This is a genomic window from Janthinobacterium sp. FW305-128, assembly GCF_020858135.1.
Lineage (GTDB): Bacteria > Pseudomonadota > Gammaproteobacteria > Burkholderiales > Burkholderiaceae_D > Janthinobacterium.
Genome location: NZ_JACYMK010000007.1, coordinates 350,031 through 375,707 on the forward strand (window position 1 = coordinate 350,031; position 25,677 = coordinate 375,707).

23 protein-coding genes are annotated in these 25,677 nt (G+C 60.8%); 21 read left to right on the forward strand and 2 right to left on the reverse strand.

From position 1 onward, the window contains the following. The first annotated feature begins 10 nt into the window (after window positions 1-10). Genes bamA through IGS60_RS17090 form a run of 9 tightly spaced genes read left to right on the forward strand, consistent with a single transcriptional unit; the run spans window position 11 to window position 9,125 of the window. The gene (gene bamA, locus IGS60_RS17050) at window positions 11-2,347 is read left to right on the forward strand and encodes an outer membrane protein assembly factor BamA (protein WP_070221517.1); all 2,337 of its coding nucleotides are present in this window, start codon (window positions 11-13) and stop codon (window positions 2,345-2,347) included. A gap of 51 nt (window positions 2,348-2,398) precedes the next feature. Continuing rightward, window positions 2,399-2,917, forward strand: coding sequence for an OmpH family outer membrane protein (locus IGS60_RS17055; protein WP_046684967.1), 519 nt, complete (start codon window positions 2,399-2,401; stop codon window positions 2,915-2,917). A 21-nt stretch (window positions 2,918-2,938) separates the two neighbouring features. After that, a complete protein-coding gene (gene lpxD, locus IGS60_RS17060; protein ID WP_121669224.1) occupies window positions 2,939-3,994 on the forward strand; it encodes a UDP-3-O-(3-hydroxymyristoyl)glucosamine N-acyltransferase in 1,056 nt (351 codons plus the stop codon). Then, window positions 3,991-4,485 (forward strand): 3-hydroxyacyl-ACP dehydratase FabZ, encoded by a 495-nt coding sequence (gene fabZ / locus IGS60_RS17065; RefSeq protein WP_034752234.1) that lies wholly within the window; start codon window positions 3,991-3,993, stop codon window positions 4,483-4,485. Before lpxD ends, fabZ begins: the two co-directional genes overlap by 4 nt. A 1-nt stretch (window position 4,486) precedes the next feature. Continuing rightward, window positions 4,487-5,278: an acyl-ACP--UDP-N-acetylglucosamine O-acyltransferase gene (lpxA, locus tag IGS60_RS17070; RefSeq protein WP_070221515.1), complete on the forward strand. Its 792-nt coding sequence runs from the start codon at window positions 4,487-4,489 to the stop codon at window positions 5,276-5,278. Continuing rightward, window positions 5,262-6,446: a lipid-A-disaccharide synthase gene (lpxB, locus tag IGS60_RS17075; RefSeq protein WP_070288510.1), complete on the forward strand. Its 1,185-nt coding sequence runs from the start codon at window positions 5,262-5,264 to the stop codon at window positions 6,444-6,446. The genes lpxA and lpxB overlap by 17 nt, the downstream gene beginning before the upstream one ends. A 44-nt stretch (window positions 6,447-6,490) precedes the next feature. Further along, window positions 6,491-7,129, forward strand: a complete 639-nt coding sequence (gene rnhB / locus IGS60_RS17080) for a ribonuclease HII (RefSeq protein ID WP_230505604.1) — start codon at window positions 6,491-6,493, stop codon at window positions 7,127-7,129. After that, window positions 7,126-7,911 (forward strand): RNA methyltransferase, encoded by a 786-nt coding sequence (locus IGS60_RS17085; protein ID WP_121669225.1) that lies wholly within the window; start codon window positions 7,126-7,128, stop codon window positions 7,909-7,911. The genes rnhB and IGS60_RS17085 overlap by 4 nt, the downstream gene beginning before the upstream one ends. 11 nt (window positions 7,912-7,922) lie before the next feature. Continuing rightward, complete coding sequence (locus IGS60_RS17090) at window positions 7,923-9,125, forward strand: aminotransferase class V-fold PLP-dependent enzyme (RefSeq protein ID WP_230505605.1); 1,203 nt, start codon at window positions 7,923-7,925, stop codon at window positions 9,123-9,125. A 112-nt stretch (window positions 9,126-9,237) separates the two neighbouring features. On the opposite strand, the gene IGS60_RS17095 is transcribed toward IGS60_RS17090, so the two are convergent. Further along, window positions 9,238-10,086, reverse strand: coding sequence for a pyruvate, water dikinase regulatory protein (locus IGS60_RS17095; protein WP_070221512.1), 849 nt, complete (start codon window positions 10,084-10,086; stop codon window positions 9,238-9,240). 152 nt (window positions 10,087-10,238) lie between these two features. Between IGS60_RS17095 and ppsA the strand changes: the two genes are divergently transcribed. The 5 genes from ppsA (at window position 10,239) to IGS60_RS17120 (ending at window position 15,784) form a co-directional block, all read left to right on the forward strand. Continuing rightward, complete coding sequence (gene ppsA, locus IGS60_RS17100) at window positions 10,239-12,671, forward strand: phosphoenolpyruvate synthase (protein ID WP_070221573.1); 2,433 nt, start codon at window positions 10,239-10,241, stop codon at window positions 12,669-12,671. Window positions 12,672-12,817: 146 nt separating this feature from the next. Next, window positions 12,818-13,315, forward strand: coding sequence for a Dps family protein (locus IGS60_RS17105; RefSeq protein WP_034752224.1), 498 nt, complete (start codon window positions 12,818-12,820; stop codon window positions 13,313-13,315). A 176-nt stretch (window positions 13,316-13,491) separates the two neighbouring features. Next, window positions 13,492-13,908: an NfeD family protein gene (locus IGS60_RS17110; protein WP_070221510.1), complete on the forward strand. Its 417-nt coding sequence runs from the start codon at window positions 13,492-13,494 to the stop codon at window positions 13,906-13,908. Between the two features lie 15 nt (window positions 13,909-13,923). Further along, entirely contained in the window at window positions 13,924-14,868 is a 945-nt protein-coding gene (locus IGS60_RS17115; protein WP_070221509.1) for an SPFH domain-containing protein, read from the forward strand. 607 nt (window positions 14,869-15,475) lie between these two features. Beyond that, the gene (locus IGS60_RS17120; RefSeq protein WP_010397665.1) at window positions 15,476-15,784 is read left to right on the forward strand and encodes an H-NS family nucleoid-associated regulatory protein; all 309 of its coding nucleotides are present in this window, start codon (window positions 15,476-15,478) and stop codon (window positions 15,782-15,784) included. A 305-nt stretch (window positions 15,785-16,089) separates the two neighbouring features. Here the strand turns inward: IGS60_RS17120 and smpB are convergent, their stop codons facing one another. Further along, the gene (gene smpB, locus IGS60_RS17125; RefSeq protein ID WP_034784131.1) at window positions 16,090-16,539 is read right to left on the reverse strand and encodes an SsrA-binding protein SmpB; all 450 of its coding nucleotides are present in this window, start codon (window positions 16,537-16,539) and stop codon (window positions 16,090-16,092) included. A 93-nt stretch (window positions 16,540-16,632) separates the two neighbouring features. Between smpB and IGS60_RS17130 the strand changes: the two genes are divergently transcribed. The 7 genes from IGS60_RS17130 to IGS60_RS17160 form a co-directional block, all read left to right on the forward strand. Beyond that, the gene (locus tag IGS60_RS17130; protein WP_035818194.1) at window positions 16,633-17,064 is read left to right on the forward strand and encodes a type II toxin-antitoxin system RatA family toxin; all 432 of its coding nucleotides are present in this window, start codon (window positions 16,633-16,635) and stop codon (window positions 17,062-17,064) included. Beyond that, window positions 17,057-17,353 (forward strand): RnfH family protein, encoded by a 297-nt coding sequence (locus IGS60_RS17135; protein WP_070221508.1) that lies wholly within the window; start codon window positions 17,057-17,059, stop codon window positions 17,351-17,353. The genes IGS60_RS17130 and IGS60_RS17135 overlap by 8 nt, the downstream gene beginning before the upstream one ends. A gap of 124 nt (window positions 17,354-17,477) precedes the next feature. Further along, a complete protein-coding gene (gene guaB / locus IGS60_RS17140) occupies window positions 17,478-18,938 on the forward strand; it encodes an IMP dehydrogenase (protein WP_034752206.1) in 1,461 nt (486 codons plus the stop codon). Between the two features lie 70 nt (window positions 18,939-19,008). Further along, on the forward strand, window positions 19,009-20,619 hold the full coding sequence (guaA, locus tag IGS60_RS17145; protein ID WP_070288027.1) for a glutamine-hydrolyzing GMP synthase: 1,611 nt from the start codon (window positions 19,009-19,011) through the stop codon (window positions 20,617-20,619). Between the two features lie 258 nt (window positions 20,620-20,877). Further along, entirely contained in the window at window positions 20,878-22,650 is a 1,773-nt protein-coding gene (locus IGS60_RS17150) for a ShlB/FhaC/HecB family hemolysin secretion/activation protein (protein WP_230505606.1), read from the forward strand. A 16-nt stretch (window positions 22,651-22,666) separates the two neighbouring features. Next, complete coding sequence (locus IGS60_RS17155) at window positions 22,667-23,215, forward strand: toxin-activating lysine-acyltransferase (RefSeq protein WP_070221506.1); 549 nt, start codon at window positions 22,667-22,669, stop codon at window positions 23,213-23,215. A gap of 57 nt (window positions 23,216-23,272) precedes the next feature. Next, window positions 23,273-25,677 (forward strand): filamentous hemagglutinin N-terminal domain-containing protein (locus IGS60_RS17160; RefSeq protein WP_230505607.1); only part of this gene is annotated, 2,405 nt, incomplete at its 3' end.

Consider the following 25,677-nt stretch of genomic DNA (forward strand, 5'->3'; position numbering starts at 1 on the left):
AATAACCCCAATGAAATTACATTCTGCTCGTTTTGCCTTGCCTTCCTTTCGCCGCAGCCTGATCGGCGCCGCCGTCATGGCCATCTGTTCCGGCCACGCGCTGGCCGTCCAGCCATTTACAGTCAAGGACATCCGGGTCGAAGGGATCCAGCGTACTGAAGCGGGCACCGTCTTTGCCTACCTGCCGGTGCGGGTCGGCGAAACGTTCTCCGACGAGAAGAGCGTTGCCGCCATCAAGGCCCTGTATGCGACGGGCATGTTCAAGGATGTGCGCCTGGAAGCCGATGGCGACGTGCTGGTGGTGCTGGTCGAGGAACGTCCGGCCATCGCCAGCGTGGCATTTACCGGTACCAAGGAATTTGAAAAGGACGTGCTGGTCAAGGCGCTGAAGGAAATCGGCGTCGGTGAAGCCAAGATTTTCGACAAGGCCTCCGTCGACCGCGCGGAACAGGAACTCAAGCGCCAGTACCTGTCGCATGGCCTGTACGGCGTGAAGATCACCACCACCGTCACGCCGATCGAGCGCAACCGCGTCAACGTGGTGTTCGCCGTCGACGAGGGCGACGTGGCCCGCATCAAGCAGATCAACATCGTCGGCAACAAGGCCTTCACGGACAAGGAACTGCGCGAGCAGCTGGCCCTGAACACGGGCGGCTGGTTCAGCTGGTACACCAAGGCCGACCAGTATTCGAAGACCAAGCTGACGGGCGACATCGAAGCGCTGAAGTCCTACTATCTGGACCGCGGCTACATCGAGATGCAGGTCGATTCGACGCAAGTGTCGATCACGCCCGATAAAAAAGACATTTACCTGACGATCAACATCACCGAAGGTGAAAAGTACAAGATCGCCGGCACCAAGTTCGAAGGCGAGATGTTCGGCCGCGAAGAAGAGCTCAAAGCGCTGAACCTGATGCGCGAAGGCGACATCTACTCGGGCGCGCGCCTGACGGCGACGAACAAGCGCATCCAGGACCGCCTGGCCACGTTCGGCTATGCGTTTGCCAACGTCAACGCCAATCCCGAAATCAACCGCGAGAAGCATGAAGTCGGTTTCACCTTCTTCATCGATCCGGGCAAGCGCGTCTACGTGCGCCACATGAATATCGCCGGCAACACCACCACGCGCGATGAAGTCATCCGCCGCGAATTCCGCCAGTTCGAATCGTCCTGGTACGACAGCAACAAGATCAAGCTGTCGCGCGACCGTGTCGACCGCCTCGGCTACTTCAAGGACGTGACCATCGACACGCCGGAAGCGCAGGGCACGACCGACCAGGTCGACGTCAACGTGACGGTGGTGGAAAAACCGACTGGTAACTTCCTGATCGGCGGCGCCTTCTCGCAATCGGAAAAATTCACCCTGTCGGCCTCGATTTCGCAAGCCAACTTCGCCGGTAGCGGCAACACGGTCGGCATTGAACTCAATACCAGCCATTACAGCCGCACGATCGCGTTTTCGCAAACCAATCCGTACTTCACGGACGACGGCATTTCGCGCAGCTTCGAAGTCTATCTGCGCACGACGGAACCGCCGGCGCTGAACATCGGCAGCTACAAGATCAAGCAGACCGGTGGCCGCGTCAGTTTCGGCGTGCCGTTCTCGGAAGTCGACACCGTCTTCTTCGGCATCGGCGCCGAGCGCTCGCGCATCGAAACGGACATCACCAGCCCGATCCGCTTCAAGCAGTACGTGATCGACAATGGCGGCCCGTCCGACGGTATCGGTTCGGCCACCACGAATTCCATCCCGCTGACGGCGGCATGGCAGCGCGACAGCCGCGACAGCGCCCTGACGCCATCGATCGGCCGCTACCAGCGCGTCAACCTCGAGGCCGACCTGATCGGCGACCAGAAATACTTCCGCGCCATTTATGAGCACCAGTATTTCCGTCCGTTGTTCAGCAAGGTCACCCTGGCGCTGAAGGGCGAGATCGATTACGGCCACGGTATCGGCAAGCACGTGTATCCGGTCTTCAAGAACTTCTACGGCGGCGGCATCGGTTCGGTGCGCGGCTACCTGAGTTCCTCGCTGGGCGCGGTCGAACCGAGCACCAACGATGCCTTGGGCGGCGCTTCGCGCCTGATCGGTAACGCGGAACTGCAGATGCCATTCCCCGGTTCGGGCAATGACCGCAGCTTGCGCTGGTTCGGTTTCCTTGACGGCGGCCAGGTCTACCAGGAAGGCGAAAAAATGCGGATCTCGCAATTGCGCTATTCTGCTGGCTTGGGCATCAGCTGGATTTCACCGGTGGGCCCGCTCAAGCTGAGCTACGCCAAGCCGCTGAACGCCAAGCCGACGGACCGCCTGGAGCGCTTCCAGTTCCAGATGGGCACCGGTTTCTGACCGGCCATCTGAACGGGGGCGACAGCTTTTACTTTTTGACCATGGAGTATCATGAACACCGCATCCGCTACCCTGCCCAAGACCCTTGCCGTGATCGCATTGTGCTGGAGTTCGCTGTTGCCGGTGCAGGCGCAGGCTCAGGAGTCGAAGATCGCCTGGATCAGCAGCGAACGTATTTATAACGAATCGAGGCTGGCCAAGCTGGCCAGCGCCAAGCTGGCCGAAGAGTTCCGCTCGCGCGAAAAAGCCGTGCAGGAACTGGCTGCCCGCTTCAAGGTGGCCAACGAAGCCCTGGAAAAGGACATGCCGACCCTGAGCGAGGCGGAGCGCGCCAAGCGCCAGCGCGAGTTTTTCGAGCTGGACAAGGAGCTGCAACGCCGCCAGCGCGAGTTCCGCGAAGACCTGAGCCAGCGCACGAATGAAGAGCGCAGCGCCATCGCGGAAAAGGCCAACACCATCATCCAGCAGATGGCGCATATCGAAGGATATGACATCGTGCTGCAGGAAGCCCTGTGGGCCAGCCCGCGCATCGACATTACCGACAAGGTATTGAAGGCGCTGGACAAGTGATATTAGAATAGAGGTAATTAGATGGGCACTCGACTAGGAGAATTGGTCGAACGCTTCGGCGGGCAGTTGGCGGGCGATCCCAACCTGGAAGTGTCAGGTATCGCACCGCTGGCCGACGCCGGCGCTTCGCACATCAGCTTTCTCAGCAATAGCAAATTCCGCGCACAGGCGGCCCAGAGCGGCGCCGCCGCGCTGATCCTCACGCCGGCCGACGATGCGCTGATCGGCGGCGACTACGCCGGCGCGCGCATCGTCACCCCGAATCCCTATGTGTATTTCGCGCGCGCGGCGCAGTATTTCGCCGCCCTGCACGAGATCACGGCACCAATCGGCATCCATCCGGGCGCCTTTGTCGACGCCAGCGCGCAGGTTGACGCCAGCGCCTCCGTCGGCGTGCATGCGGTGATCGAAGCGGGCGCCGTGATCGGCGCCGGCTGCGTCATCGGCCCCGGCTGCGTGGTGGGGCGCGACGCCGTCATCGGCGCCGGTACCCAGCTGTTCGCCAACGTGACCTTTCACGCGCGCTGCGTGATCGGCCAGCGCGGCATCATCCATTCGGGCGCCGTGATCGGCACCGACGGATTCGGCTTCGCCAACGAAGGCGGCGTCTACATCAAGATACCGCAGACGGGCAGGGTGGTGATCGGTGACGATGTCGATATCGGCGCCAACACCACCATCGACCGCGGCGCACTGGCCGACACCATCATCGAAGATGGCGTCAAGCTCGATAACCAGATCCAGATCGGCCACAACTGCCATATCGGCGCGCACACGGCCATGGCCGGCTGTGTCGGCGTGGCCGGCAGCGCCATCATCGGCAAGTACTGCACCTTTGGCGGCGCCGCCATGGTGCTGGGCCACCTGACCATTGCCGACCGCGTCCACGTGGGCTCGGGCAGCATGGTCTCGCGTTCGATCCTGGAAGCGGGCCAGTACACGGGCTTTTATCCGCTGGCCAAGAACGCCGACTGGGAAAAGAGCGCCGCCATCGTGCGCAACCTGTCAAGCATGCGCGAGAAGATCCGCGCGCTTGAAAAAACAATTAAAACACTGACCACGCAAGACGAAAAATGACTACTGAAAAAAAGACCCTCGACATCCTCGCCATCAAATCGCTGCTGCCGCATCGCTACCCCCTGCTGCTGGTCGACCGCGTGCTGGACTGGGAAGCCGATAAAACCATCACCGCCATCAAGAACGTGACGGTCAACGAAGAGTTCTTCCAGGGCCATTTCCCGCACAAGCCGGTCATGCCCGGCGTGCTGATGATCGAAGCGCTGGCGCAGACGGCGGCTTTGCTGTCGTTCCTGTCGATGGGCGTGAAACCGGATGAAAATTCGGTGGTGTACTTCGTCGGCATCGACAATGCGCGCTTCAAGCGTCCAGTCGAACCGGGCGACCAATTGAAGATGGATGTGGAAATCCTGCGCGTCTCGCGCGGCATCTGGAAATACAAGGCCGTCGGTACGGTCGACGGCAAGCTGGCGGTGGAAGCGGAATTGATGTGCACCATCCGCAGCGCGCAAGATGCCAGCCAGTCTGCGAGCCAGCCAGCGGGGCAGTAACATGGCGGCCATCCACTCCACGGCAGTCATCGATCCGAAGGCCGAGCTTGACAGCTCGGTCGAGGTGGGTCCGTACACCATCATCGGTCCGCACGTGCGCATCGGCGCCGGCACCAGGGTCGGCCCGCACGTGGTGATCGATGGCCATACGACGATCGGCAGCGACAACCACCTGTTCCAGTTTTCTTCCATCGGCGCGCAGCCGCAGGATAAAAAATGGGCGGGCGAGGCGACGCGCCTGGAAATCGGCGACCGCAACACCATCCGCGAGTTCTGCACCTTCAACACGGGCACCGTGCAGGGCGGCGGCGTGACGCGCCTGGGCAATGACAACTGGATCTCGGCGTATGTGCACCTGGCGCACGACTGCCTGGTGGGCAACAACACTATCTTTTCGAACAACGCGCAGCTGGCGGGACACGTGGAAATCGGCGACTGGGTCATCATGAGCGGTTTCGCCAATGTGCACCAGTTCTGCAAGATCGGCGCGCACGCCTTTGTCGGCATGAGCACCAGCCTGACGCAGGACGTGCCGCCGTTCGTCCTGTTGAACGGCAATCCGGCACAGGCGCATGGCGTCAACATCGAAGGATTGAAACGCCGCGGCTTTACGCGCGAGCAGATCAACGGCATCCGCGCCGCGTATAAGCTCATCTACCGCGCGGGACTGACGCTGGAAGAGTCCAAGGCGGCCCTGTTCGAAGAAGAGCAGGCTTCCTCGCCCGAGGTGGCGCAACACATTCGCGCCATGCGCGAATTCCTTGGCGTGGCGTCGCGTGGCATCGTCCGCTGACCAGGACCGCGGCCTCGGTGTCGCCAATGTCGCCATTGTCGCCGGCGAGGTGTCGGGCGACCTGCTGGCCAGCCGGCTGCTGTCCGGCCTCGTGCCGCAGCTGCCCGGCGCGCGCTTCCACGGCATCGGCGGCGAGCACATGGCCAGGCAGGGCTTCGTGTCCGACTGGCCGCTCGACAAACTGACCGTGCGCGGCCTGTTCGAGATCATTCCCCGCTACCGCGAAATCAAGGGCATCCAGAACGCGCTGCGCGACCAGCTGCTGGCGGAGCGTCCCGCCGTCTTCATCGGCGCCGACTACCCGGGCTTTAACCTGGGCCTCGAGCAGCAGCTGAAGGAAGGCGGCATCCCTACCGTGCACTACATCGGGCCGCAGATATGGGCCTGGCGCGGTGGACGCATCAAGAAAATCATCAAGGCCGTTTCGCACATGCTGGTGATCTTCCCGTTCGAGGAAGAGATCTACCGCAAGGCGGGCGTGCCCGTCACCTATGTCGGCCATCCGCTGGCCGAGATGATCCCTTTGCAGCCCGACGAGGCGGCCGCGCGCCGTGTCCTGGGCTTGCCGCAAGACGCGAATGTCGTGACCCTGATGCCGGGCAGCCGCATGGGCGAACTCAAATACAATACCGCGGCGTTTGTCGGCGCCTGCAAGCTGCTGCTGGCGCGCGACCGCTCCCTGCGTTTCGTCGCGCCCATGGCCGGCGAAAAGCAGCGCCAGTACTTTTTGCAACTGATCCGTGAGGCGGGCTTGCAGGACGTCGAGATATTGCTCACCGATGGCGGCTCGCACACGGCCATCTGCGCCGCCGATGCGGTGCTGGTGGCTTCCGGAACGGCGTCGCTGGAAGTGGCGCTGTACAAGAAACCGATGGTCATCGCCTACAAGATGATGCGCGCTTCGTGGGAAATCATGCGCCACATGGGCTACCAGCCGTGGATAGGCTTGCCGAACATCCTGGCGCGCGATTACCTGGTGCCCGAGCTGCTGCAAAACGCGGCCAGCCCGCAAGCGCTGGCGGACGCCATGTGGCAGCAGCTGAGCGACGTGCCGGGCCGTTTGCGCCTGGTGCAGCGCTTCACGGACATGCACCACAGCCTGCTGCGCGACAGCGCGCGCGAAAGCGCCAACGCCGTCATGCAGGTCATCGCCGCCAACCGCAAGTAAGCTCGAATCACCGCTTCAACCGCAGCACCAACCAAAGATTCAACGTGAAAAATATCTATCCCGGCCTGTTTGACGACTTGCCATTCTCGCTCGATGAAATCATCTGCGGCGTCGACGAGGCAGGCCGCGGTCCGCTGGCCGGCCCCGTATTCGCCGCCGCCGTGATCCTCGATCCGAACCAGCCCATCGACGGCTTGCGTGATTCGAAAAAACTCAGCGAAGCCAGGCGCGACCTGCTGGCGCCGCAAATCAAGGCCAAGGCCCTGGCCTGGGCCATCGCCGAAGCGTCGGAAGAAGAGATCGACAACCTGAACATCCTGCAGGCGTCGATGCTGGCCATGCGCCGCGCCGTCGAGGCCCTGGCGACCGTGCCGACCCTGGCCCTGATCGACGGCAACCGCTGCCCCGTGATGCCGATACGCGGCATGGCCATCATCGGCGGCGACGACAAGGTCGATTCGATTTCCGCCGCCTCGATCCTGGCCAAGACGGCGCGCGATGCGGCGCTGGTGCACCTGCATGCGGCCTATCCCGAGTACTGCTTCGACCAGCACAAGGGCTATGGCACCAAGCTGCACCTGGAGCGCCTGCACTTGCACGGCGCCTCGCCCGTGCACCGCCGCTCGTTCGCGCCCGTGCGCAACGTGATCGCCCTGTTCGGCGGACAGGAGGTGGCGGCATGAAGACGATCACCTCGCGCGACAATGCGCAATACAAGGATTTATTGAAGCTGGCGGGCAGTTCGCAGGCGCGCCGCAAGTCGGGCCGCACTTTGCTCGACGGCGTGCACCTGTGCCAATCCTACCTGCAGCTGCGCGGCATGCCGGAGCAGTGCATCGTCAGCGAAAGCGCCTTGCAAAATCCGGAAGTGGCGGAGATCGTCGGCCAGCTGGAAAGCCAGCGCGCGCACGTACTGGGCTTGCCCGATGCGCTGTATAACGCGGTGAGCCAGGTCGAACACGGCGTGGGCGTGATGTTCCTCGTCGAAACGCCGGAACGGGCCGTCACGCAGCCCCTGAGCGTGTCGGCCGTGCTGCTCGATAACCTGCAAGACCCGGGCAACGTGGGCTCCATCCTGCGCAGCGCTGCCGCCGCCGGCATCACGCAGGTGTACTGCAGCGCCGGCACGGCCTTCTGCTGGTCGCCCAAGGTGCTGCGCGCGGCGATGGGCGCGCACTTCGTGCTCGACATCTTTGAAAACGTAGACCTGGCGGCACTCGTATCGAACGCCAAGGTGGCGACGCTGGCCACCAGCGGCTACGCCACGCAGCGTCTGTACGACGTCGACCTGCGCCAGCCCGTCGCCTGGCTGTTCGGCCATGAAGGGCAGGGCGTGGCCGACGACCTGCTGTCGATGGCCACGCACCAGGTAGTCATTCCCCACCTGGGCCAGATCGAATCGCTGAACGTGGCCGCCTGCGCCGCCGTGTGCTTCTTCGAACAGCTGCGCCAGGGCCAGGCCTGAACAGGGTAGCCATGTCCATCCCTCCGCTGGCCGACGGCGCCGCACGTGACGAGGCCTGGTGGCGCCAGGTAGCCAGGTTTTATCCCGCGCCGCCCGACGCCATCGTCAATCTGGAACACGGCTATTTCGGCGCCATGGCCGCCCCCGTGCAAGCTGCCTTCGAGCAGGCCGTGCGCTACACCAACGAGCAACTGAGTCCCTTCGTGCGCGGCGAATTCACGCGCACGCATGTGGATATTCTGCGCCGGCGCGTCGCCGCGCTGATCCATGCCGAACCGCATGAAATCCTGCTGACCCGCAGCGGCACCGAGTCCATGCAGGTGCTGATCACGCAATTCCACGGCCTGGCGCCCGGCGATACCGTACTGTGGAGTAATCTCGACTATCCGGCCATGCGCACGGCCATGCGCTGGCTGGCGCAGCGCCGTGGCGTCACCAGCACGCCAGTCGCATTGAATTTGCCCATCGGCGATGACGAGATCATCGCCCGCTACGCGCAAGCCATGCGCCAGGCCGTCAAGCCCAAGTTGCTGCTGCTGTCGCAGGTGACGCCGGCCAATGGCCAGCAAATGCCGCTGAAGGCCATCATGGCGCTGGCGCGCGAACACGGTATCGACGTGCTGCTCGACAGCGCTCATGCGCTGGGACAGGTCGACGTCGACGTGCAGGCGATGGGTGTCGATTTTGCCGGATTCAATCTGCACAAATGGCTGGGGGGGCCGGCGGGACTCGGCGTCGTGTATATCCGCACCTCGCAATTGCATAAGATCGAGCCGCATTGTGGCGACGACGATTATCCGCTGGACGATATCCGCAGCCGCCTGCACATGGGCATGCCGCCGATCGGCGCCATCCTGGCCGCGCCTGCCGCCTTGGACTTCCATGCGCGCCTGGGCGGCACGCCGGCCAAGAACGAACGCCTGGCCTGGCTGCGCAATTACTGGGTCGAGCGGGCGGCGCAGTTGCCCGGCGTGCGCATCCTGTCGCCGCTCGATGCCAAACGCGGCACGGCGCTGGTCGCCTTCGCCGTCGACGGCATGAGCGCGCGCGATCTGCAGCAAGCCTTGCTGCAGCGTTTTGGCATATTCACCGTGCAGCGCAATATCGGCGATGCCGACATCGTGCGCGCCACAGTGGCCGTCACCACCACCACCGCTGAACTGGACCGGTTGGTGGCGGCGCTGACGGTGCTGTCCCGCGAGGCGAACGCCTGACAAAACCGTCGCGAGCGGAAGGGAGAGGTGGCCGAGAAGCGCAACAGTACTTCTAGAACGGTGAGCATCGCAAGCCGCCTATACCGACGCGCAGCAGGTTTGGTCAGGCGTGCTAGTACTCGCGGCGGTTCGGCTTGATCTCTTGCAGGATCGTCGTGGAGATCTCCTCGATCGACTTGGTGGTCGAGGAGAGCCAGCGGATGCCTTCGCGTTTCATCATCTTTTCCGCCTCGTTGACCTCGTAACGGCAATTTTCAATCGCCGCATACTTGCTTCCAGCGCGTCTTTCGTTGCGTATTTCCGACAAACGTTCGGGCGTAATGCTCAATCCGAAAATTTTATTCTTAAATTCCAGCAGGGCCGATGGCAGCTTGTCGCGCTCGAAATCGTCGGGAATCAGCGGATAATTGGCCGCCTTGATACCGTATTGCATGGCCAGATACAGGCTGGTCGGGGTCTTGCCAGAGCGCGAAACACCCACCAGAATGACATCGGCCGAGGACAGGTTCTTGTGCGACTGCCCATCGTCATGCGCCAGCGAATAGTTGATCGCCTCGATGCGGTTCTTGTATTCCTCGCTGTCGACGATGTTGTGCGAGCGCCCGATGGTATGGGTCGACATCACGCCCAGCTCCTGCTCCAGCGGGGCCACAAAGGTCTGGATCAGGTCCATGTGCATGCCGCTGGACTTGCGGATCACGGCCGACAGGTCGTTCTTCACCAGGGTGGAGAAAATGATCGGGCGCTGGCCATCGGTGGCGAAGGCTTCGTTGATCTTGCGCGCCGCATCGTATGCCTTGTCCATGGTGTCGATGAAGGGCAGGCGGATCTGACGGAAGCGCAGATCGAACTGCGTCAGCACCGAGTGGCCGAACGTCTCGGCGGTGATGCCGGTACCGTCGGAAACGAAGAAGACGGTGCGGGCCGCGGAGGGCAGAGGAGGGCGTGGTTCTTGTGTCATGGGTTTTCGGATCAAGATTGTGCGTCGTCAATTTGCGCCGCACAAGGTAAAATGGCTGCAACGGTATGATTGTGCTGCACGACGCCAAGAATAACAAGAAGACTGTCTGTGCGCCGCGCGTAAAGATTTCTATCATCAGTAAGGGTGTCATTATGACCAACGCAGTATCGCAACAGCAGGAAGACAAGGATGCGGTGTATGTTGCCTCGTTCGAGCATTTGCGCATGACGGATGTCGAATCCGTCGGCGGCAAGAACGCCTCCCTGGGCGAAATGATCAGCCAGCTGGCGGAAGCCGGCGTGCGCGTGCCCGGTGGCTTTGCCACCACGGCGCAGGCATTCCGCGATTTCCTTTCGTATAGCGCCAACGGCGGCTTGCCGCTGGCCGAACGCATCGCCCAGCGCCTCGAAGGGCTGAACATCGATGACGTGCGCGCGCTGGCGCAAGCCGGCGCCGAGATCCGTCAATGGATCGTCGAAACGCCGTTCCAGCCACGCCTGGCCGCTGAAATCGATCAGTTCTACGCCAAGCTGGTGGCCGATTCCGACACCGAAATGTCGTTTGCCGTGCGTTCCTCGGCCACGGCGGAAGACTTGCCGGACGCCTCTTTTGCTGGTCAGCAAGAAACCTTCCTGAACGTGGTCGGCATCGACAACGTGCTCGAGGCCATGAAACAGGTGTTCGCGTCGCTGTACAACGACCGCGCCATCTCGTATCGCGTGCACAAGGGCTTTACGCACGCTGAAGTGGCCTTGTCGGCCGGCGTGCAGCGCATGGTGCGTTCCGACCTGGGCGCGGCCGGCGTGATGTTCACCATCGATACCGAGTCGGGCTTCAAGGACGTGGTCTTCGTCACTTCCAGCTATGGCCTGGGCGAAACCGTGGTGCAGGGCGCCGTCAATCCCGATGAATTCTATGTGCACAAGCCGATGCTGGAAAAAGGCAAGTCGCCTGTGATCCGCCGCAATATCGGCTCGAAGCTGCTGAAGATGGAATTCACGAACGAAGCGAAAGCCGGCCGTTCCGTGAAAACCGTCGACGTGCCCGTCGAAATGCGCAACCGCTACTCGCTGAACGACAGCGAAGTGGTGGAGCTGGCCAAGTACGCCGTCATCATCGAAAACCACTACGGCCGTCCGATGGACATCGAGTGGGGCAAGGATGGCCGCGACGGCAAGCTGTATATCCTGCAGGCGCGTCCTGAAACCGTCAAGTCGCAGCAAAAGGCGACCGACGTGCAGGAACGCTTCAAGCTGAAAAGCACGGGCACCGTGCTGACGTCCGGCCGCGCCATCGGCCAGAAGATCGGCGCCGGCCCCGTGCGCGTGATCCACGACCCGGCCGACATGGAGCGCGTGCAGCCAGGCGACGTGCTCGTTGCCGACATGACGGACCCGAACTGGGAACCGGTCATGAAGCGCGCATCGGCCATCGTCACCAACCGTGGCGGCCGCACTTGCCACGCAGCAATTATCGCCCGTGAATTGGGCGTGCCGGCCGTCGTCGGCTGCGGCGACGCGACCGACGTGCTGAAAGACGGCACGTTCGTCACCGTGGTCTGCTCCGAAGGCGACGAAGGCAAGATCTACGACGGCTTGCTGGAAACGGAAGTGTCGGAAGTGTCGCGCGGCGAATTGCCTAAGCTCGATACCAAGATCATGCTCAACGTGGGCAATCCGCAGCTGGCGTTCGATTTCCAGTCCGTGCCGAATGCGGGCGTGGGCCTGGCGCGCCTGGAATTCATCATCAATAACAATATTGGTGTGCATCCGCGCGCGATCCTGGAATACCCGAACATCGATGCCGACCTGAAAAAGGCCGTGGAATCGGTGGCGCGCGGCCACGCTTCGCCAAAAGCGTTCTATATCGACAAGCTGGCCGAAGGTATCGCCACCATCGCCGCCGCGTTCTGGCCGAAAAAAGTCATCGTGCGCCTGTCCGACTTCAAGTCGAACGAGTACAAGAAGCTGATCGGCGGTTCGCGCTACGAGCCGGACGAGGAAAACCCGATGCTGGGCTTCCGCGGCGCGGCGCGCTACCTGTCGGCCGACTTCTCCGAAGCGTTCAACATGGAATGCGAAGCGATGAAGCGCGTGCGCAATGACATGGGCCTGACGAACGTGGAAATCATGGTGCCATTCGTGCGCACCCTGGGCCAGGCCGAGAAAGTCATCGACCTGCTGGCAAAGAATGGCCTGAAGCGCGGCGAGAACGACCTGCGCGTCATCATGATGTGCGAAGTGCCGTCGAACGCCATCCTGGCCGACCAGTTTCTCGACCATTTCGACGGCTTCTCGATCGGTTCGAACGACCTGACCCAGCTGACCCTGGGCCTGGACCGCGATTCCGGCATGGAATTGCTGGCCGCCGATTTCGACGAGCGCGATCCCGCCGTGAAAGCCCTGCTGGCCCTGGCCATCAAGGCTTGCCTGGCACGCGGCAAGTACATCGGCATCTGCGGCCAGGGGCCTTCCGACCATCCGGACTTCGCCGTCTGGCTGATGGAGCAGGGCATCGAATCGATGTCCCTGAATCCCGACTCGGTGATCGACACCTGGCAAAAGCTCGCTGCGCTGAAAGCGTAAGCTTCTTTATTGCCCCTTGAAAACCCGCTGCCACTGACCTGGCAGCGGGTTTTTTTACGCCTGCCATGCTGTGCACGGCAGTATCCGATGGGCTTGCGCCAGATCAGCTAAAATGATTCCACCAATACATTGAAACGGGAGTTCACATGGCAAGCAAGAAACCGAGCAAAGTGGCAAAGATCGATATCGGCATTTCCGAAGCGGACCGCGCGAAAATTGCGGAAGGCCTGTCCGGCCTGCTGGCCGACAGCTACACCTTGTACCTGATGACCCATAATTTTCACTGGAACGTCAAGGGGCCGATGTTCAACACCCTGCACCTGATGTTCATGACGCAATACACGGAGCAGTGGGCCGCGCTGGACTTGATCGCCGAGCGTATCCGCGCCCTCGGCTATCCGGCGCCGGGCACCTACAAGGAATTCGTCAAGCTCGCTTCGATCAAGGAAATCGACGGCGTGCCGCCGGCGCTGGACATGGTCAGCCACCTGGTGTCGGCACAGGAAGCGACCGCGCGCACGGCGCGCCGTTTGTTCCCGCTGCTCGAGAAAGCCAATGACCAGCCGACGGCCGATTTGATCACGCAGCGCCTCGATTTGCATGAGAAGACGGCGTGGATGTTGCGCAGCCTGCTCGAGGAATAAACGCCGGGCCGGCGGCGCTAATTCGCCGCGGGCTATTGACGCCATCCGGAATTGCGTTAGACTGCTTGTATATAGGTGTTTGGCAAGAATAATATCAGGCAGTGCAGCGCATTAAACCCCGTCGCTTATATAGGCTGCGGGGTTTTTTATTTTGGATTCACAAGGATGGAGGCATCATGGCTGAATGGGTGGGCTGGTTTGTCGCGGCTGGCGCGGTATTGATCCTGGAGCTGTTTACGGGCACGTTTTATCTGCTGATGATCGCCATCGGCGTCAGCGCCGGAGGATTGGTGGCGCTGGCGGGCGGAAATGGCAGCTGGCAGGCCCTGACGGCCGCCATTGTCGGCGTGGCGGCTACGCTGTTATTGCGGCGCAGCCGTTTTGGCAGGGCGGCGCGGCGCGATGCGGCGCAGGATCCGAATGTGAATCTCGATATCGGCCAAAGCGTGGCGGTCGCGCACTGGGTCGATGGCGCGGCGCGCGTCATGTATCGCGGCGCCTTGTGGGATGTGGAATTGATTCCCGGCAGCGATACGCAGGCCGGTCATTACACCATACGTGCCGTGCGTGGCAGCCGTTTGATTGTTGGATAACCTGGAGAATAGATTATGGAAGTAAGCATCGGAAGCGTGTCGCTGATCTTGTTATTGCTGGCGTTGGTATTTGTCTTCAAGACGGTCAATGTGGTGCCGCAGCAGCATGCCTGGGTGGTGGAACGCTTGGGCAAGTTCCATGCGGTATTGGGGCCTGGCCTGAATATTGTCGTGCCTTTTGTTGACCGCATCGCTTATAAGCATGTACTCAAGGAAATTCCACTCGACGTGCCGCCGCAGGTGTGCATTACGCGTGACAATACGCAATTGCAGGTCGATGGCATTCTGTATTTCCAGATTACCGATGCGATGCGTGCTTCATATGGTTCGTCGAATTATATTGCCGCCATTACGCAATTGGCGCAAACGACCTTGCGATCGGTGATCGGTAAAATGGAACTCGACAAGACATTTGAAGAGCGCGACCATATCAATACTGCCATCGTGAATGCCATCGATGAATCGGCGGCGAATTGGGGCGTCAAAGTATTGCGCTATGAAATCAAGGATTTGACGCCGCCCAAGGAAATCCTGCATGCGATGCAGGCGCAGATCACGGCCGAGCGCGAAAAGCGCGCGCTGATTGCCGCCTCGGAAGGACGCAAGCAGGAGCAGATCAATATCGCCAGCGGCGAGCGCGAAGCGAACATTGCCCGCTCCGAAGGCGAGAAGCAGGCATCGATCAACCGCGCCGAAGGTCAGGCCACAGCCATCGTTGCGCTGGCACAGGCCAGTGCCGAGGCGTTGCGCCAGGTCGGTGCCGCCATCCGCGAGCCGGGCGGCGAAGATGCCGTCAACCTGAAAGTAGCCGAACAGTATGTGGGCGCCTTCGCGCAATTGGCGAAGACAAATAACTCGATTATCGTGCCGGCCAATCTGGGCGATATGAGTGGTTTGATCGCCGCGGCAATGCAGGTGGTCAAAACCCAGAAGCCGAAAGGTGGCGTGGCGATTCCTTGATTGCCGGTGAATAGCAAACTCGTAGCAAGTTTTTCGTCAATACTGCCCGCCATATCGCGGGCAGTTTTCATTTGCGCCACTGGAATATATGGCAGCAGCAGAGCTGGAGTATCAGCGTTGGAATCAGTAGCGCTGAGAATATTTTCTTTATGCTATGCTGTGCGCACTTTCTGGGTTATATGTTGTCGTGCGACGCTTATCTTTTTGATTGAAGTGGATCTGCTGCACCGATGTCCGCGATGGACGGCGACGCGGGATTGGAGGCCGGTGCACGGTGGCCGATAGTATTGGCTCCGTGTATGTTTTGAATTGCAATTTTTAATTACTATAAATTGCAATGAAACAAAAAATACTGCAGAATAAATGTGACCGATGGCGCTGTATTGAATCGCCGCCGCACAAAATACAGGTACTGGCGCAGACGGTACACTGCGGTGTCCGTCCCCTTGATTGAAGACTTGCATCGCCTGAAAGCCGGGAAGTGGGGTTTTTGGGAAAAGAATTGTAAAAAACAATCAAATCTTCAGAAAAAATCACCTCAATCGCGTTACAATTGGATAGAATTTAACTGTTCAGTTATATTTTTCAACTCACACAAGGAAATATCATGGATCTGTCCAGCTTATCCCTGTCCGAACTGCGCACCTTGCAGGACGACATCAAGAAGCAAATGAAAAAACGCGAACAAGACGATCTGTCCAAAGCGCGTGAACAAATCCTGGCGATCGCACAGAGCGTCGGCGTTTCCGTAAAAGATCTGGTTGGTACGGGTATCCGCGCTAAAACCGGCACGGTTGCAGTACGCTATCGCAATCCGGATGATGCGACGCAGCAATGGACTGGCCGTGGCCGTCAACCGAAATGGGTCAAAGAGTGGACCGACTCGGGCAAGTCGCGTGATCTGCTGAAGGTGTAATGTAATACGCCATTCATTCGGATGCTTGTCCTGTGCGGTAATACAGGTGTACAAGGCAGCATGCAAGCATCCGGAACTTTCCTCGTTTTTTGTCTTTGGCCAGGCAGGCCGAGTTGATGTCCTTCGCCGTATCTCCATGGCTTTTTCGCCAATACCGCTTTATTTCCCGCCTTACCTCTTTCTTTTCCCTGCCTTATTCCGTCTCGCTGAGTTTTTCCCGCTTGCCGCAGGCAATCGGCAAAATAAAACCCGGCATATAGCCGGGCTTGTTGGTATTGGCGCAGCACGCTGCGCGCGGTGCCGGATCAGCGGCGGTGCGATTTCATGGCCGCTTGCACTTCGCGCGCGCCATCGCGGTCGCGTTCCGCAGCGCGTTTGTCGTGCTGCTTCTTGCCCTTGGCCAGGCCGATTTCGCATTTCACGCGGCCGCCCTTGTAGTGCAGGTTGAGCGGCACCAGGGTATAGCCGGAGCGTTCCACCTTGCCGATCAGTTTATCCATTTCAGCGCGGTGCAGCAGCAGCTTGCGCGTGCGTACGGCTTCCGGGTGGATATGGGTGGAGGCGGTCGGCAGGGCGCTGATATGCGCGCCGAACAGGAAGAGTTCATCGCCGCGGACGACGACGTAGGCTTCCTTGATTTGTACGCGGGCGTCGCGGATGGCTTTGACTTCCCAGCCTTCCAGCACGATGCCCGCTTCGTAGCGATCCTCGATAAAGTAGTCGTGGAAGGCTTTTCTGTTGTCTGCTATGGTCATGAGATGGTAAATGTGCGCGGGTCGGTTAAACTACTGTCTCGCGCAAGCGCGATAAAATCAAATGTATCCAACATCATAGCAAATGGTTCTTCAATGGCAGTAGTACATAAATCAGTTTTTCTCGGCTATAGCGCCGAACAAATGTTCGCGCTGGTGGCGGCGGTGGAAGATTATCCCAAATTCCTGCCCTGGTGCGGTGCGGTCGAGATTCGCGAGCGGGGCGAGAACACGGTCGTCGCCAGCGTGGGCATACATTACCACGGCGTGCGCCAAAGCTTCACCACGTCCAACGAGAACGTGCCGCCGACTTCCATCAAGATGAAGCTGGTGGACGGTCCTTTCAAGACCCTCGACGGCGTGTGGACCTTCAAGGCCCTGCGCGAAGACGCCTGCAAGATCGAACTGGACCTGCACTACGAGTTTTCCAGCCGCGTGCTCGAACAGATCATCGGCCCCGTCTTCGGCATGATTGCCAACAGCATGGTCGATTCCTTTTGCAAGCGCGCGGAGACCGTGTATGGCTGAGACCAGCATGCAGGTGCAAGTGTGCCACGCCTTGCCGGACAGCAGCTTTTTGCGCACCTTGACGGTGCCTGCCGGCACCACCATCGGGCAGGCGGTGGCGCTGAGCGGCTTGCTGCAGGAAATGCCCGGCATCGACCTGGCCGTGAACATGGTCGGCATCTATGGTAAGAAGAAGCCGCTCGATACCGTATTGCACGAGCATGACCGCGTGGAAGTGTACCGCCCCTTGCAGGCGGACCCGAAAGAGGCGCGCAGGCGCAGGGCCAGCGGCAAGCCTGCGAAGGGCTGAGCGGGCAGGGCGGCCGCTGCCTGGCGAGCGCCATTTTTTGCTATTTTCAAATATCTTTTCTATGCTGCAAGGACGGAGGGCGCTTTTTTCTGTATAATCTGCTTTTGCGCCAATAGGAAATGCTATGCGTCTACTTCAAAAAGCACTCACATTCGATGACGTGCTGCTCGTCCCAGCCTACTCCAACGTTCTGCCCGCCGATACGTCCCTCAAAACTCGCCTGACCCGCAACATCACCTTGAATATTCCCTTGCTGTCCGCAGCCATGGATACGGTGACGGAAGCCCGTCTGGCGATCGCGATGGCCCAGGAAGGCGGCATCGGCATCATCCACAAGAATTTGAATCCGAAGGATCAGGCTCGTGAAGTGGCCCGCGTAAAGCGTTTCGAAGCTGGCGTGCTGCGTGATCCGATCACGATTCCGCCGGAAATGAAAATCCGCGACGTGATCGCCTTGACGGAACAATACGGCATCAGCGGTTTCCCTGTCGTCAAAGGCAAGGAAGTCGTCGGCATCATCACCAACCGCGATTTGCGCTTTGAGCAGGAACTCGATGCGGAAGCTTCCGCCAAGATGACCCCGCGCGAAAAACTCGTCGTCGTCAAGGAAGACGCCGATACGGCCGAAGCCAAGCGCCTGATGAACAAGCACCGTCTCGAGCGCGTGCTGGTCGTCAACGACGCATTTGAGTTACGCGGCCTGATCACCGTCAAGGATATCCAGAAGTCGACCTCGCACCCGTTCGCGTCGAAAGACAGCCAGGGCAAACTGCTGGTCGGCGCTGCCGTCGGCGTCGGCGCCAAGGATGAAGAGCGCATCGACCTGCTGGTCGCCGCCGGTGTCGACGTGCTGGTGGTCGACACGGCCCACGGCCACTCGCAAGGCATCCTCGACCGCGTACGCTGGATCAAGACCAAGTACCCGCAAGTCGAAGTGATTGGTGGCAACATCGCTACCGCCGCCGCCGCCAAGGCGCTGGTGGAATACGGCGCCGATGCGGTCAAGGTCGGCATCGGTCCTGGCTCGATCTGCACCACGCGTATCGTTGCCGGTGTGGGCGTGCCGCAAATCACGGCCATCTCGAATGTTGCCGAAGCACTGGAAGGCACGGGCGTGCCATGTATCGCCGACGGCGGTATCCGCTTCTCGGGCGATATCTCGAAAGCGCTGGCCGCTGGCGCCTCGACCGTCATGATGGGTTCCATGTTTGCCGGTACGGAAGAAGCACCAGGCGAAGTGATCCTGTATCAGGGCCGCAGCTACAAATCGTACCGCGGCATGGGTTCGCTGGGCGCGATGTCCGACGGTTCGGCTGACCGTTATTTCCAGGACGCCACCATGAAGGCCGACAAGTTCGTGCCGGAAGGTATCGAAGGCCGCGTGGCCTACAAAGGCAGCGTGCTGGCGATCATCTTCCAGCTGGTGGGCGGCGTGCGTCAATCGATGGGTTACTGCGGTTGCGCCACCATCGACGAGCTGCGCGAAAAGGCGGAATTCGTGGAAATCACCTCGGCCGGCATGCGCGAGTCGCATGTCCATGATGTGCAGATCACGAAAGAAGCGCCAAATTATCGCTCCGAGTAAGCGGTAACGAAAGTCCAGACCGGCGCCCAGTGCGCCGGTTTTGCAATTGACCCTGAATAAAGCTCCGACCATGCATTCTAAAATCCTCATTCTCGATTTCGGTTCCCAAGTCACCCAGCTGATCGCCCGCCGCGTGCGCGATTCCGGCGTGTTTTCCGAAGTCTTTCCGTATGACGTCAGCGACGAATTCGTGCGCAACTATGGCGCCGCCGGCGTGATCCTGTCGGGCAGCCACAACTCCACGCTGGACGGCGATTCGCCGCGCGCGCCGCAAGCCGTGTTCGAGCTGGGCGTGCCCGTGCTGGGCATCTGCTACGGCATGCAAACCATGGCGGCCCAGCTGGGCGGCAAGGTGGAAAACGGCCTGGTACGCGAATTCGGCTACGCCGAAGTGCGCGCCCGCAGCCATACCAAGCTGCTCAACGGTATTGCCGACTTCGTCACAGACGAAGGCCACGGCATGCTGAAAGTGTGGATGAGCCATGGCGACAAGGTGCTGGAAATGCCGCCAGGCTTCAAACTGATGGGCAACACCCCAAGCTGCCCGATCGCCGCCATGGCCGATGAAGAGCGCCAGTTCTACGGTGTGCAGTTCCACCCGGAAGTAACGCACACGGTGCAGGGCAAGGCCATGATCGGCCGTTTCGTGCATGAAATCTGCGGCTGCAAGTCGGACTGGAACATGCCTGACTACATCAGCGAAGCGGTGGAAAAGATCCGCGCGCAGGTGGGCACCGATGACGTCATCCTGGGCTTGTCCGGCGGCGTCGATTCGTCCGTGGCCGCTGCCCTGATCCACCGCGCCATCGGCGATCAGCTGACCTGCGTCTTCGTCGACCATGGCCTGTTGCGCCTCGACGAAGGCAAGATGGTGATGGACATGTTCGCCAAGAACCTGGGCGTGAAAGTCATCCGCGTCGACGCGGAAGACCAGTTCATGGGCCACCTGGCCGGCGTCACCGACCCCGAGCAAAAGCGCAAGATCATCGGCCGCGAATTCGTCGAAGTGTTCCAGGTCGAATCGGGCAAGCTGGTCAACGCCAAATGGCTGGCGCAAGGCACGATCTACCCGGACGTGATCGAATCGGCCGGTAAAGGTAAAAAAGGCCAGACCATCAAGAGCCACCACAACGTGGGCGGCTTGCCGGACACCATGAAGCTCAAGCTGCTGGAACCCCTGCGCGAACTGTTCAAGGACGAAGTGCGCAAGCTGGGCGTGGCCCTGGGCTTGCCGCATGACATGGTCTACCGCCACCCGTTCCCGGGCCCGGGCCTGGGCGTGCGCATCCTCGGCGAAGTCAAGAAAGACTACGCCGACCTGCTGCGCCGCGCCGACGCCATCTTCATCGAAGAACTGCGCAACACGCCGTATGAGCCGGTGGTGGTGCCTGGCTTCGACCAGGATAGCGTACCGACCAACTGGTACGAAGCGACGAGCCAGGCTTTTGCCGTCTTCCTGCCCGTCAAATCGGTGGGCGTGATGGGCGATGGCCGCACCTACGAATACGTGGTGGCACTGCGCGCCGTGCAGACGCAGGACTTCATGACGGCCCACTGGGCGCACCTGCCGCACAGTCTGCTGGGCAAGGTCTCGAACCGCATCATCAATGAAGTGCGCGGCATCAACCGCGTCGTCTACGATATTTCGGGCAAGCCGCCGGCGACCATTGAGTGGGAGTGAGTTCCCATAAGGAAACTTTGCATTTCCGAATAAGTGAGTAAGCCAAAGCCCTGTTTTTACAGGGCTTTTTTTATGCATCGATGCCGGACGCCATTGCCTGCTCTGCCGCCGCCAGGCCGCGCGGGGCTTTACTAGTGGTAATTGGATAGTTGAAAGACAGTTACCAAACAGCTAAAGTTCTCAAGAAATAAATAAAGTTGCCCTATAGAAATAATTAATTTATAATTTCCTTACGTAAATAATTACTTAAGGCAACATATGCACCTGCGCTTGACGCCATGGTGCGGTGTATTTTTGTTCAGCGGCACCTTGTGTGCCGCCGTGTCCGCGCAGACCCGTCCCGAAATCGCGCCGCCCCTTCCCACCCCGCCTGGCAGCAGCCAGCGCGACGATGCCAGCCAAGAATTGATCCGCCAGCAAGAACGTGAGCGCCTCCTGCGCCAGCAGCAGGAGCGCAATCCCGACGTGCGCCTGCTCGAGGCGCCCGCGGCCGCTTCCGCCAACCGCGTGCCCACAGGCGAATCGCCGTGCTTTACCATCGATCATCTGCAATTGCGGGGCGAGGACGCCGCCCGGTTCCAGTGGGCGCTGGCCGCAGCCGGGCACGACGACCTGGGGGCACCGGACTCGCCGCTGGGCCGCTGCCTGGGCACGCAGGCCATCAATGTGCTGATGGGGCGCATGCAGAACGCCATCATCGCGCGCGGCTTTGTCACTACGCGCGTGCTGGCCGAGCCGCAGGATTTAAGCAAGGGCACCTTAACCTTGACCTTGATACCGGGCCGCATCCGCCAGATTGGTTTTGCGCCCGGCACCAACCCCCGCGCCACCTGGTGGAATGCCGTGCCGGCGCGACCCGGCGACTTGCTCAATGTGCGCGATACGGAGCAGGCGCTGGAAAACTTCAAGCGCGTGCCGACGGCCGAAGCCGATATCCAGATCATGCCGGCCGAAGGCGGCAATGCGAAGCCGGGCGAGAGCGACCTGCAGATCCAGTGGAAGCAGGGTTTGCCGTTTCGCCTGGCGCTGGGCCTCGACGACGGCGGTTCGCGCTCGACGGGCAAACTGCAGGGCAGCGTGACCCTGTCGTATGACCACTGGCTGACCCTGAACGATCTGTTTTACCTGAGCCTGAACCAGAACGTCGACGGCAACCGCAATGGTCCGCGCGGCACAGGCGGCATGGTGGCCCACTATTCGATTCCCTACGCCTACTGGCTGCTGGCCTTCACGGCCAGCGACAGCCGCTACCACCAGTCCGTGGCCGGCATCAGCCAGGATTACAACTACAGCGGCGCCAGCCAGAATCGCGAAGTCAAGTTGTCGCGTCTGGTGTACCGCGACGCGTCGCGCAAGACGACGCTGTCCCTGCGCGGCTGGCAGCGTGCAGCGCAAAACTTCATCGATGACACGGAAGTGGAAGTGCAGCGCCGCCGCATGGCCGGCTGGGAACTGGGCCTTGGCCACCGCGAATTCCTGGGGCAGGCCACCCTGGACCTCAACCTGCAATACCGGCGCGGCACGGGCGCGATGCATGCGATGGCGGCGCCCGAGGAAGCGTTTGGCGAGGGTACGTCGCGTTTCAAACTGATCCTGGCCGACGCGGCCCTGTCGGCGCCGTTCAAGCTGGCCGGCCAGCCGCTGCGCTATTCCGGCAGCTGGCGCATGCAGCACAACCGCACGCCGCTGGTGCCGCAGGACCGCTTTGCCATCGGCGGGCGCTACACGGTGCGCGGCTACGACGGCGAAAGCAGCCTGTCGGCCGAACGCGGCTGGCTGCTGCGCAACGAAGTCGGCGTGCCGCTGGGCAGCAGCGGCCAGGAAGCGTATGCGGGCCTGGACCACGGCGAAGTAGCGGGACCGTCCGCCGAATGGCTGATCGCGCGCCGTCTGACAGGCGCTTTTGTGGGCTTGCGCGGCCAGTGGCTGGGCGTGCAGTACGACGCCTTTGTCGGCTGGCCCGTGCGCAAACCTGAGCTGTTCCGTACGGCCAGCCATACGGCCGGCTTCAATTTGAACGCGAGCTTTTAATCATATATCCGACACCATGAGTACCTCTTCTTTGGACATTATCGCCCCCGCCTTGGGCTTGCCTGGGCACAGCGAGGCAGAACTGTTTGGCGCGCTGACATGGCTTTGCATGCATTCTAAGAATCATCGCGATCTGCCGCTAGCGTCTTTCAGCCAGACTTTGTTGAATCCGATCAAACAGCAGCAGTTCATGCTGGCGTTGACGTCGCTCGATGGCGTTCAGCAGCCGGTGGCTTACGTGGCCTGGGCAAATTTCGATGCCGATGCCGAAAGCCGCTATCTGGCAGACGGTAACCATACCTTGATGCGCCCGGAAGACTGGAATAGCGGCGACCGCATGTGGATTACGGACTGGGTCGCTCCATTTGGCCACACGGCATCGTTCGTACGCGAAGTTTCTACACGCCTTTCCGAATCCTGTTACCGGTTTTTGTATCACAAGGGAGACGAGACGGGTTTGCAAGTAAAAACATCCCGCGGTTGCGCGGTTTCCAAGGAGCAGGCGGCCAGCTGGTGGAGCGCCAGGCCCATGCATGCCAATTACGCCAAAACGACATCCATTTAAATATTTATAACACCTAGCGCAGCAAGTTTTGTTAGGTGTTCTCAACGAGAAGAATCCATGAATAAGCACCTGTACCGCATCATATTCAATCAACGCCGTGGCCAATTGATGGTGGTGGGCGAGAATGCCACGTCGCAAGGTAAAGCTCCTGGCGGCGAAAGTGTCATGAACGACGGTGCAGGGGGAGGTGGCGCGGAATTGACGCTGGCAACGTTGCGGCCGGCCTGCCTCGCGGTATTCAGTGCCTTGGGCATGCTGCTTTTTGTGACCGGTGCTGCGCATGGTCAGGTCGTGGCGGATCGCAATGCCCCGGGAGGCCAGCGTCCAACCGTGTTGCAGACAGCAAATGGCATACCGCAAGTGAATATCCAGACGCCGAGCGGGGCAGGCGTGTCGCGCAATACGTATAGCCAGTTTGACGTGCAGAGCAATGGCGTCATCCTGAATAACAGCCGTGGCAATACGCAAACCCAGACCGGTGGCTGGGTACAAGGCAATCCGTGGCTGGCCGGCGGCAGCGCGCGCGTCATCCTGAACGAAGTCAATTCCGCCAATCCCAGCCAGTTGCGCGGCTATGTCGAAGTGGCGGGACAACGCGCAGAGGTCATCATCGCCAATCCTTCCGGGGTAGCTGTGGATGGCGGCGGCTTTATCAACGCCAGCCGCGTGACGTTGACGACAGGTTCTCCCATTGTCAATGGCGGCAATCTCGACGGCTATGTGGTGCAGCGGGGCATGGTCACCGTCAGCGGCAGGGGACTGGATACGTCACAAAGCGATTACACGTCCATTCTGGCTCGGGCTGTGCAAGTGAATGCTGGCATATGGGCCAACGATCTGCGGGTCGTCACGGGCGCGAACCGGATGGATGCAAATCATGCGGTCGAGACTGCCGCATCTGGCGATGGCGCGAAGCCTGCGTTTGCACTGGACGTCGCCCAGTTGGGCGGCATGTATGCCGGAAAAATTACACTGATAGGCACCGAGGCTGGTATCGGTACGCGTAACGCCGGAACCGTGGCCGCATCGGTGGGTAATGTGGTGCTGCATTCGGATGGCTGGATCAGCAACAGTGGCTATATTCAGTCTGGTGCTGAAGGTGGCCAGGTACAGGCCAGCGCAGCGGGGGATTTGCAAAATGCGGGCACGATTTATGCCGCAGGCGATACTGGTATTTCAAGCGGTGGTGATATCAGCAACAGCGGCGTGATCGCTGCTGCTGGCAATACTGCGCTGCATGGAGGCGGCCGCGTTGATTCAGCCGCCGGTGCGGTGCTGGCTGCTGGCCTGAATGCTGACAATATGCTTCGTCCAACGGGCGATTTGACCGTCGAGGCAAATGCCGGTGCAGGTATCCATGGCATCGGCGCCGCGGGCAATACGGTGCGGATTGCGGCAACCGCAGTCGATCTCGCCGGGGCTAATCTGTCCGCCAGACAGCTTTCTGCCATGGCAAGCCAGGGAGACCTGGATGCCCGGCACGCCGGGCTGGCCGCGCGCGACACGCTGGCGCTGCAGACCACGCGTTTACTGCGTACCGATGGTGCGCAGGCAACGGGCGGAGAGGTGAGTATTGCTGCGCATGACATATCGAATGTGGGCGGCCAGATTTTGCAACTTGGCGAAGGCGACCTTGCGCTTCGTCTGCCTGGTCAACTCGATAATAGTGCTGGACGGATTGCCACCAATAGCCACAACCTGACCGTGGATGTGGCGGAGCTGGTCAATACAGGCGGCAAGATCGAACATGCGGGCACGGGTGCCCTTGCTATTCATGCCGCCTCGCTGGCAAATCAGCGTGGACAGATAACCGGCAATGGCGACCTTGCGCTCGCGGCTGACGCAGTGGACCACCGGGAGGCGACAACGCTGGCCAGGCATCTGACTGTGCAAGCTGGTACGCTGGATAACCGCGGTGGCAGCCTCATTCAAACGGGAACCGAGCAAACAACGGTGGATGTTGCGCGGGGGCTGGAGAATAGCGGCGGCAGGCTGGAAACCAACGGCAGTCTTGGCCTGTCGGCAGCCAGTGTGCTGAGCGAGCATGGCCGCATTGCCGCAGCGCAGGCCGTCAACATGAACGTGGCCGGGGGCCTGAACAACACGGGCGGTGTGTTGGCTGCTGGACTTTCCCTGACCTTGAATGCTGGCGACGTGAACAATACGCGCGGCCAGATCCAGGCGGTATCCGGTGCGGCCAGCCTGGCCATCGGCGATTTGCAGAATACGGCCGGCAGCGTGTTTGCAGCGGGCGACCTGGCGATTGCGGCCGGCAAGGTCGACAACAGCGGCAGCCTGTACGCAGGCGCGCATCAAACGCTCAAGGCGACGGGCGCCATTGTGAACACGGGCGTGATCGCGGCGCAGGGCAATGCGACGCTCCAGGCGGCCAGCCTGGACAGTTCGGCATCGAGCCTGCTGGGCGCGGGCGTGAAGGCCGATGGCGGCTTGCTGGCGACAGG

Coding starts and splice junctions, on each gene's coding strand:
- bamA (WP_070221517.1), top strand. CDS start 11: ATGAAATTACATTCTGCTCGTTTTGCCTTGCCTTCCTTTCGCCGCAGC.
- fabZ (WP_034752234.1), top strand. CDS start 3,991: ATGACTACTGAAAAAAAGACCCTCGACATCCTCGCCATCAAATCGCTG.
- lpxD (WP_121669224.1), top strand. CDS start 2,939: ATGGGCACTCGACTAGGAGAATTGGTCGAACGCTTCGGCGGGCAGTTG.
- IGS60_RS17110 (WP_070221510.1), top strand. CDS start 13,492: ATGGCTGAATGGGTGGGCTGGTTTGTCGCGGCTGGCGCGGTATTGATC.
- IGS60_RS17095 (WP_070221512.1), bottom strand. CDS start 10,086: ATGACACAAGAACCACGCCCTCCTCTGCCCTCCGCGGCCCGCACCGTC.
- IGS60_RS17105 (WP_034752224.1), top strand. CDS start 12,818: ATGGCAAGCAAGAAACCGAGCAAAGTGGCAAAGATCGATATCGGCATT.
- ppsA (WP_070221573.1), top strand. CDS start 10,239: ATGACCAACGCAGTATCGCAACAGCAGGAAGACAAGGATGCGGTGTAT.
- IGS60_RS17120 (WP_010397665.1), top strand. CDS start 15,476: ATGGATCTGTCCAGCTTATCCCTGTCCGAACTGCGCACCTTGCAGGAC.
- smpB (WP_034784131.1), bottom strand. CDS start 16,539: ATGACCATAGCAGACAACAGAAAAGCCTTCCACGACTACTTTATCGAG.
- IGS60_RS17135 (WP_070221508.1), top strand. CDS start 17,057: ATGGCTGAGACCAGCATGCAGGTGCAAGTGTGCCACGCCTTGCCGGAC.
- lpxA (WP_070221515.1), top strand. CDS start 4,487: ATGGCGGCCATCCACTCCACGGCAGTCATCGATCCGAAGGCCGAGCTT.
- IGS60_RS17085 (WP_121669225.1), top strand. CDS start 7,126: ATGAAGACGATCACCTCGCGCGACAATGCGCAATACAAGGATTTATTG.
- IGS60_RS17155 (WP_070221506.1), top strand. CDS start 22,667: ATGAGTACCTCTTCTTTGGACATTATCGCCCCCGCCTTGGGCTTGCCT.
- IGS60_RS17055 (WP_046684967.1), top strand. CDS start 2,399: ATGAACACCGCATCCGCTACCCTGCCCAAGACCCTTGCCGTGATCGCA.
- IGS60_RS17115 (WP_070221509.1), top strand. CDS start 13,924: ATGGAAGTAAGCATCGGAAGCGTGTCGCTGATCTTGTTATTGCTGGCG.
- guaB (WP_034752206.1), top strand. CDS start 17,478: ATGCGTCTACTTCAAAAAGCACTCACATTCGATGACGTGCTGCTCGTC.
- IGS60_RS17150 (WP_230505606.1), top strand. CDS start 20,878: ATGCACCTGCGCTTGACGCCATGGTGCGGTGTATTTTTGTTCAGCGGC.
- IGS60_RS17090 (WP_230505605.1), top strand. CDS start 7,923: ATGTCCATCCCTCCGCTGGCCGACGGCGCCGCACGTGACGAGGCCTGG.
- IGS60_RS17130 (WP_035818194.1), top strand. CDS start 16,633: ATGGCAGTAGTACATAAATCAGTTTTTCTCGGCTATAGCGCCGAACAA.
- guaA (WP_070288027.1), top strand. CDS start 19,009: ATGCATTCTAAAATCCTCATTCTCGATTTCGGTTCCCAAGTCACCCAG.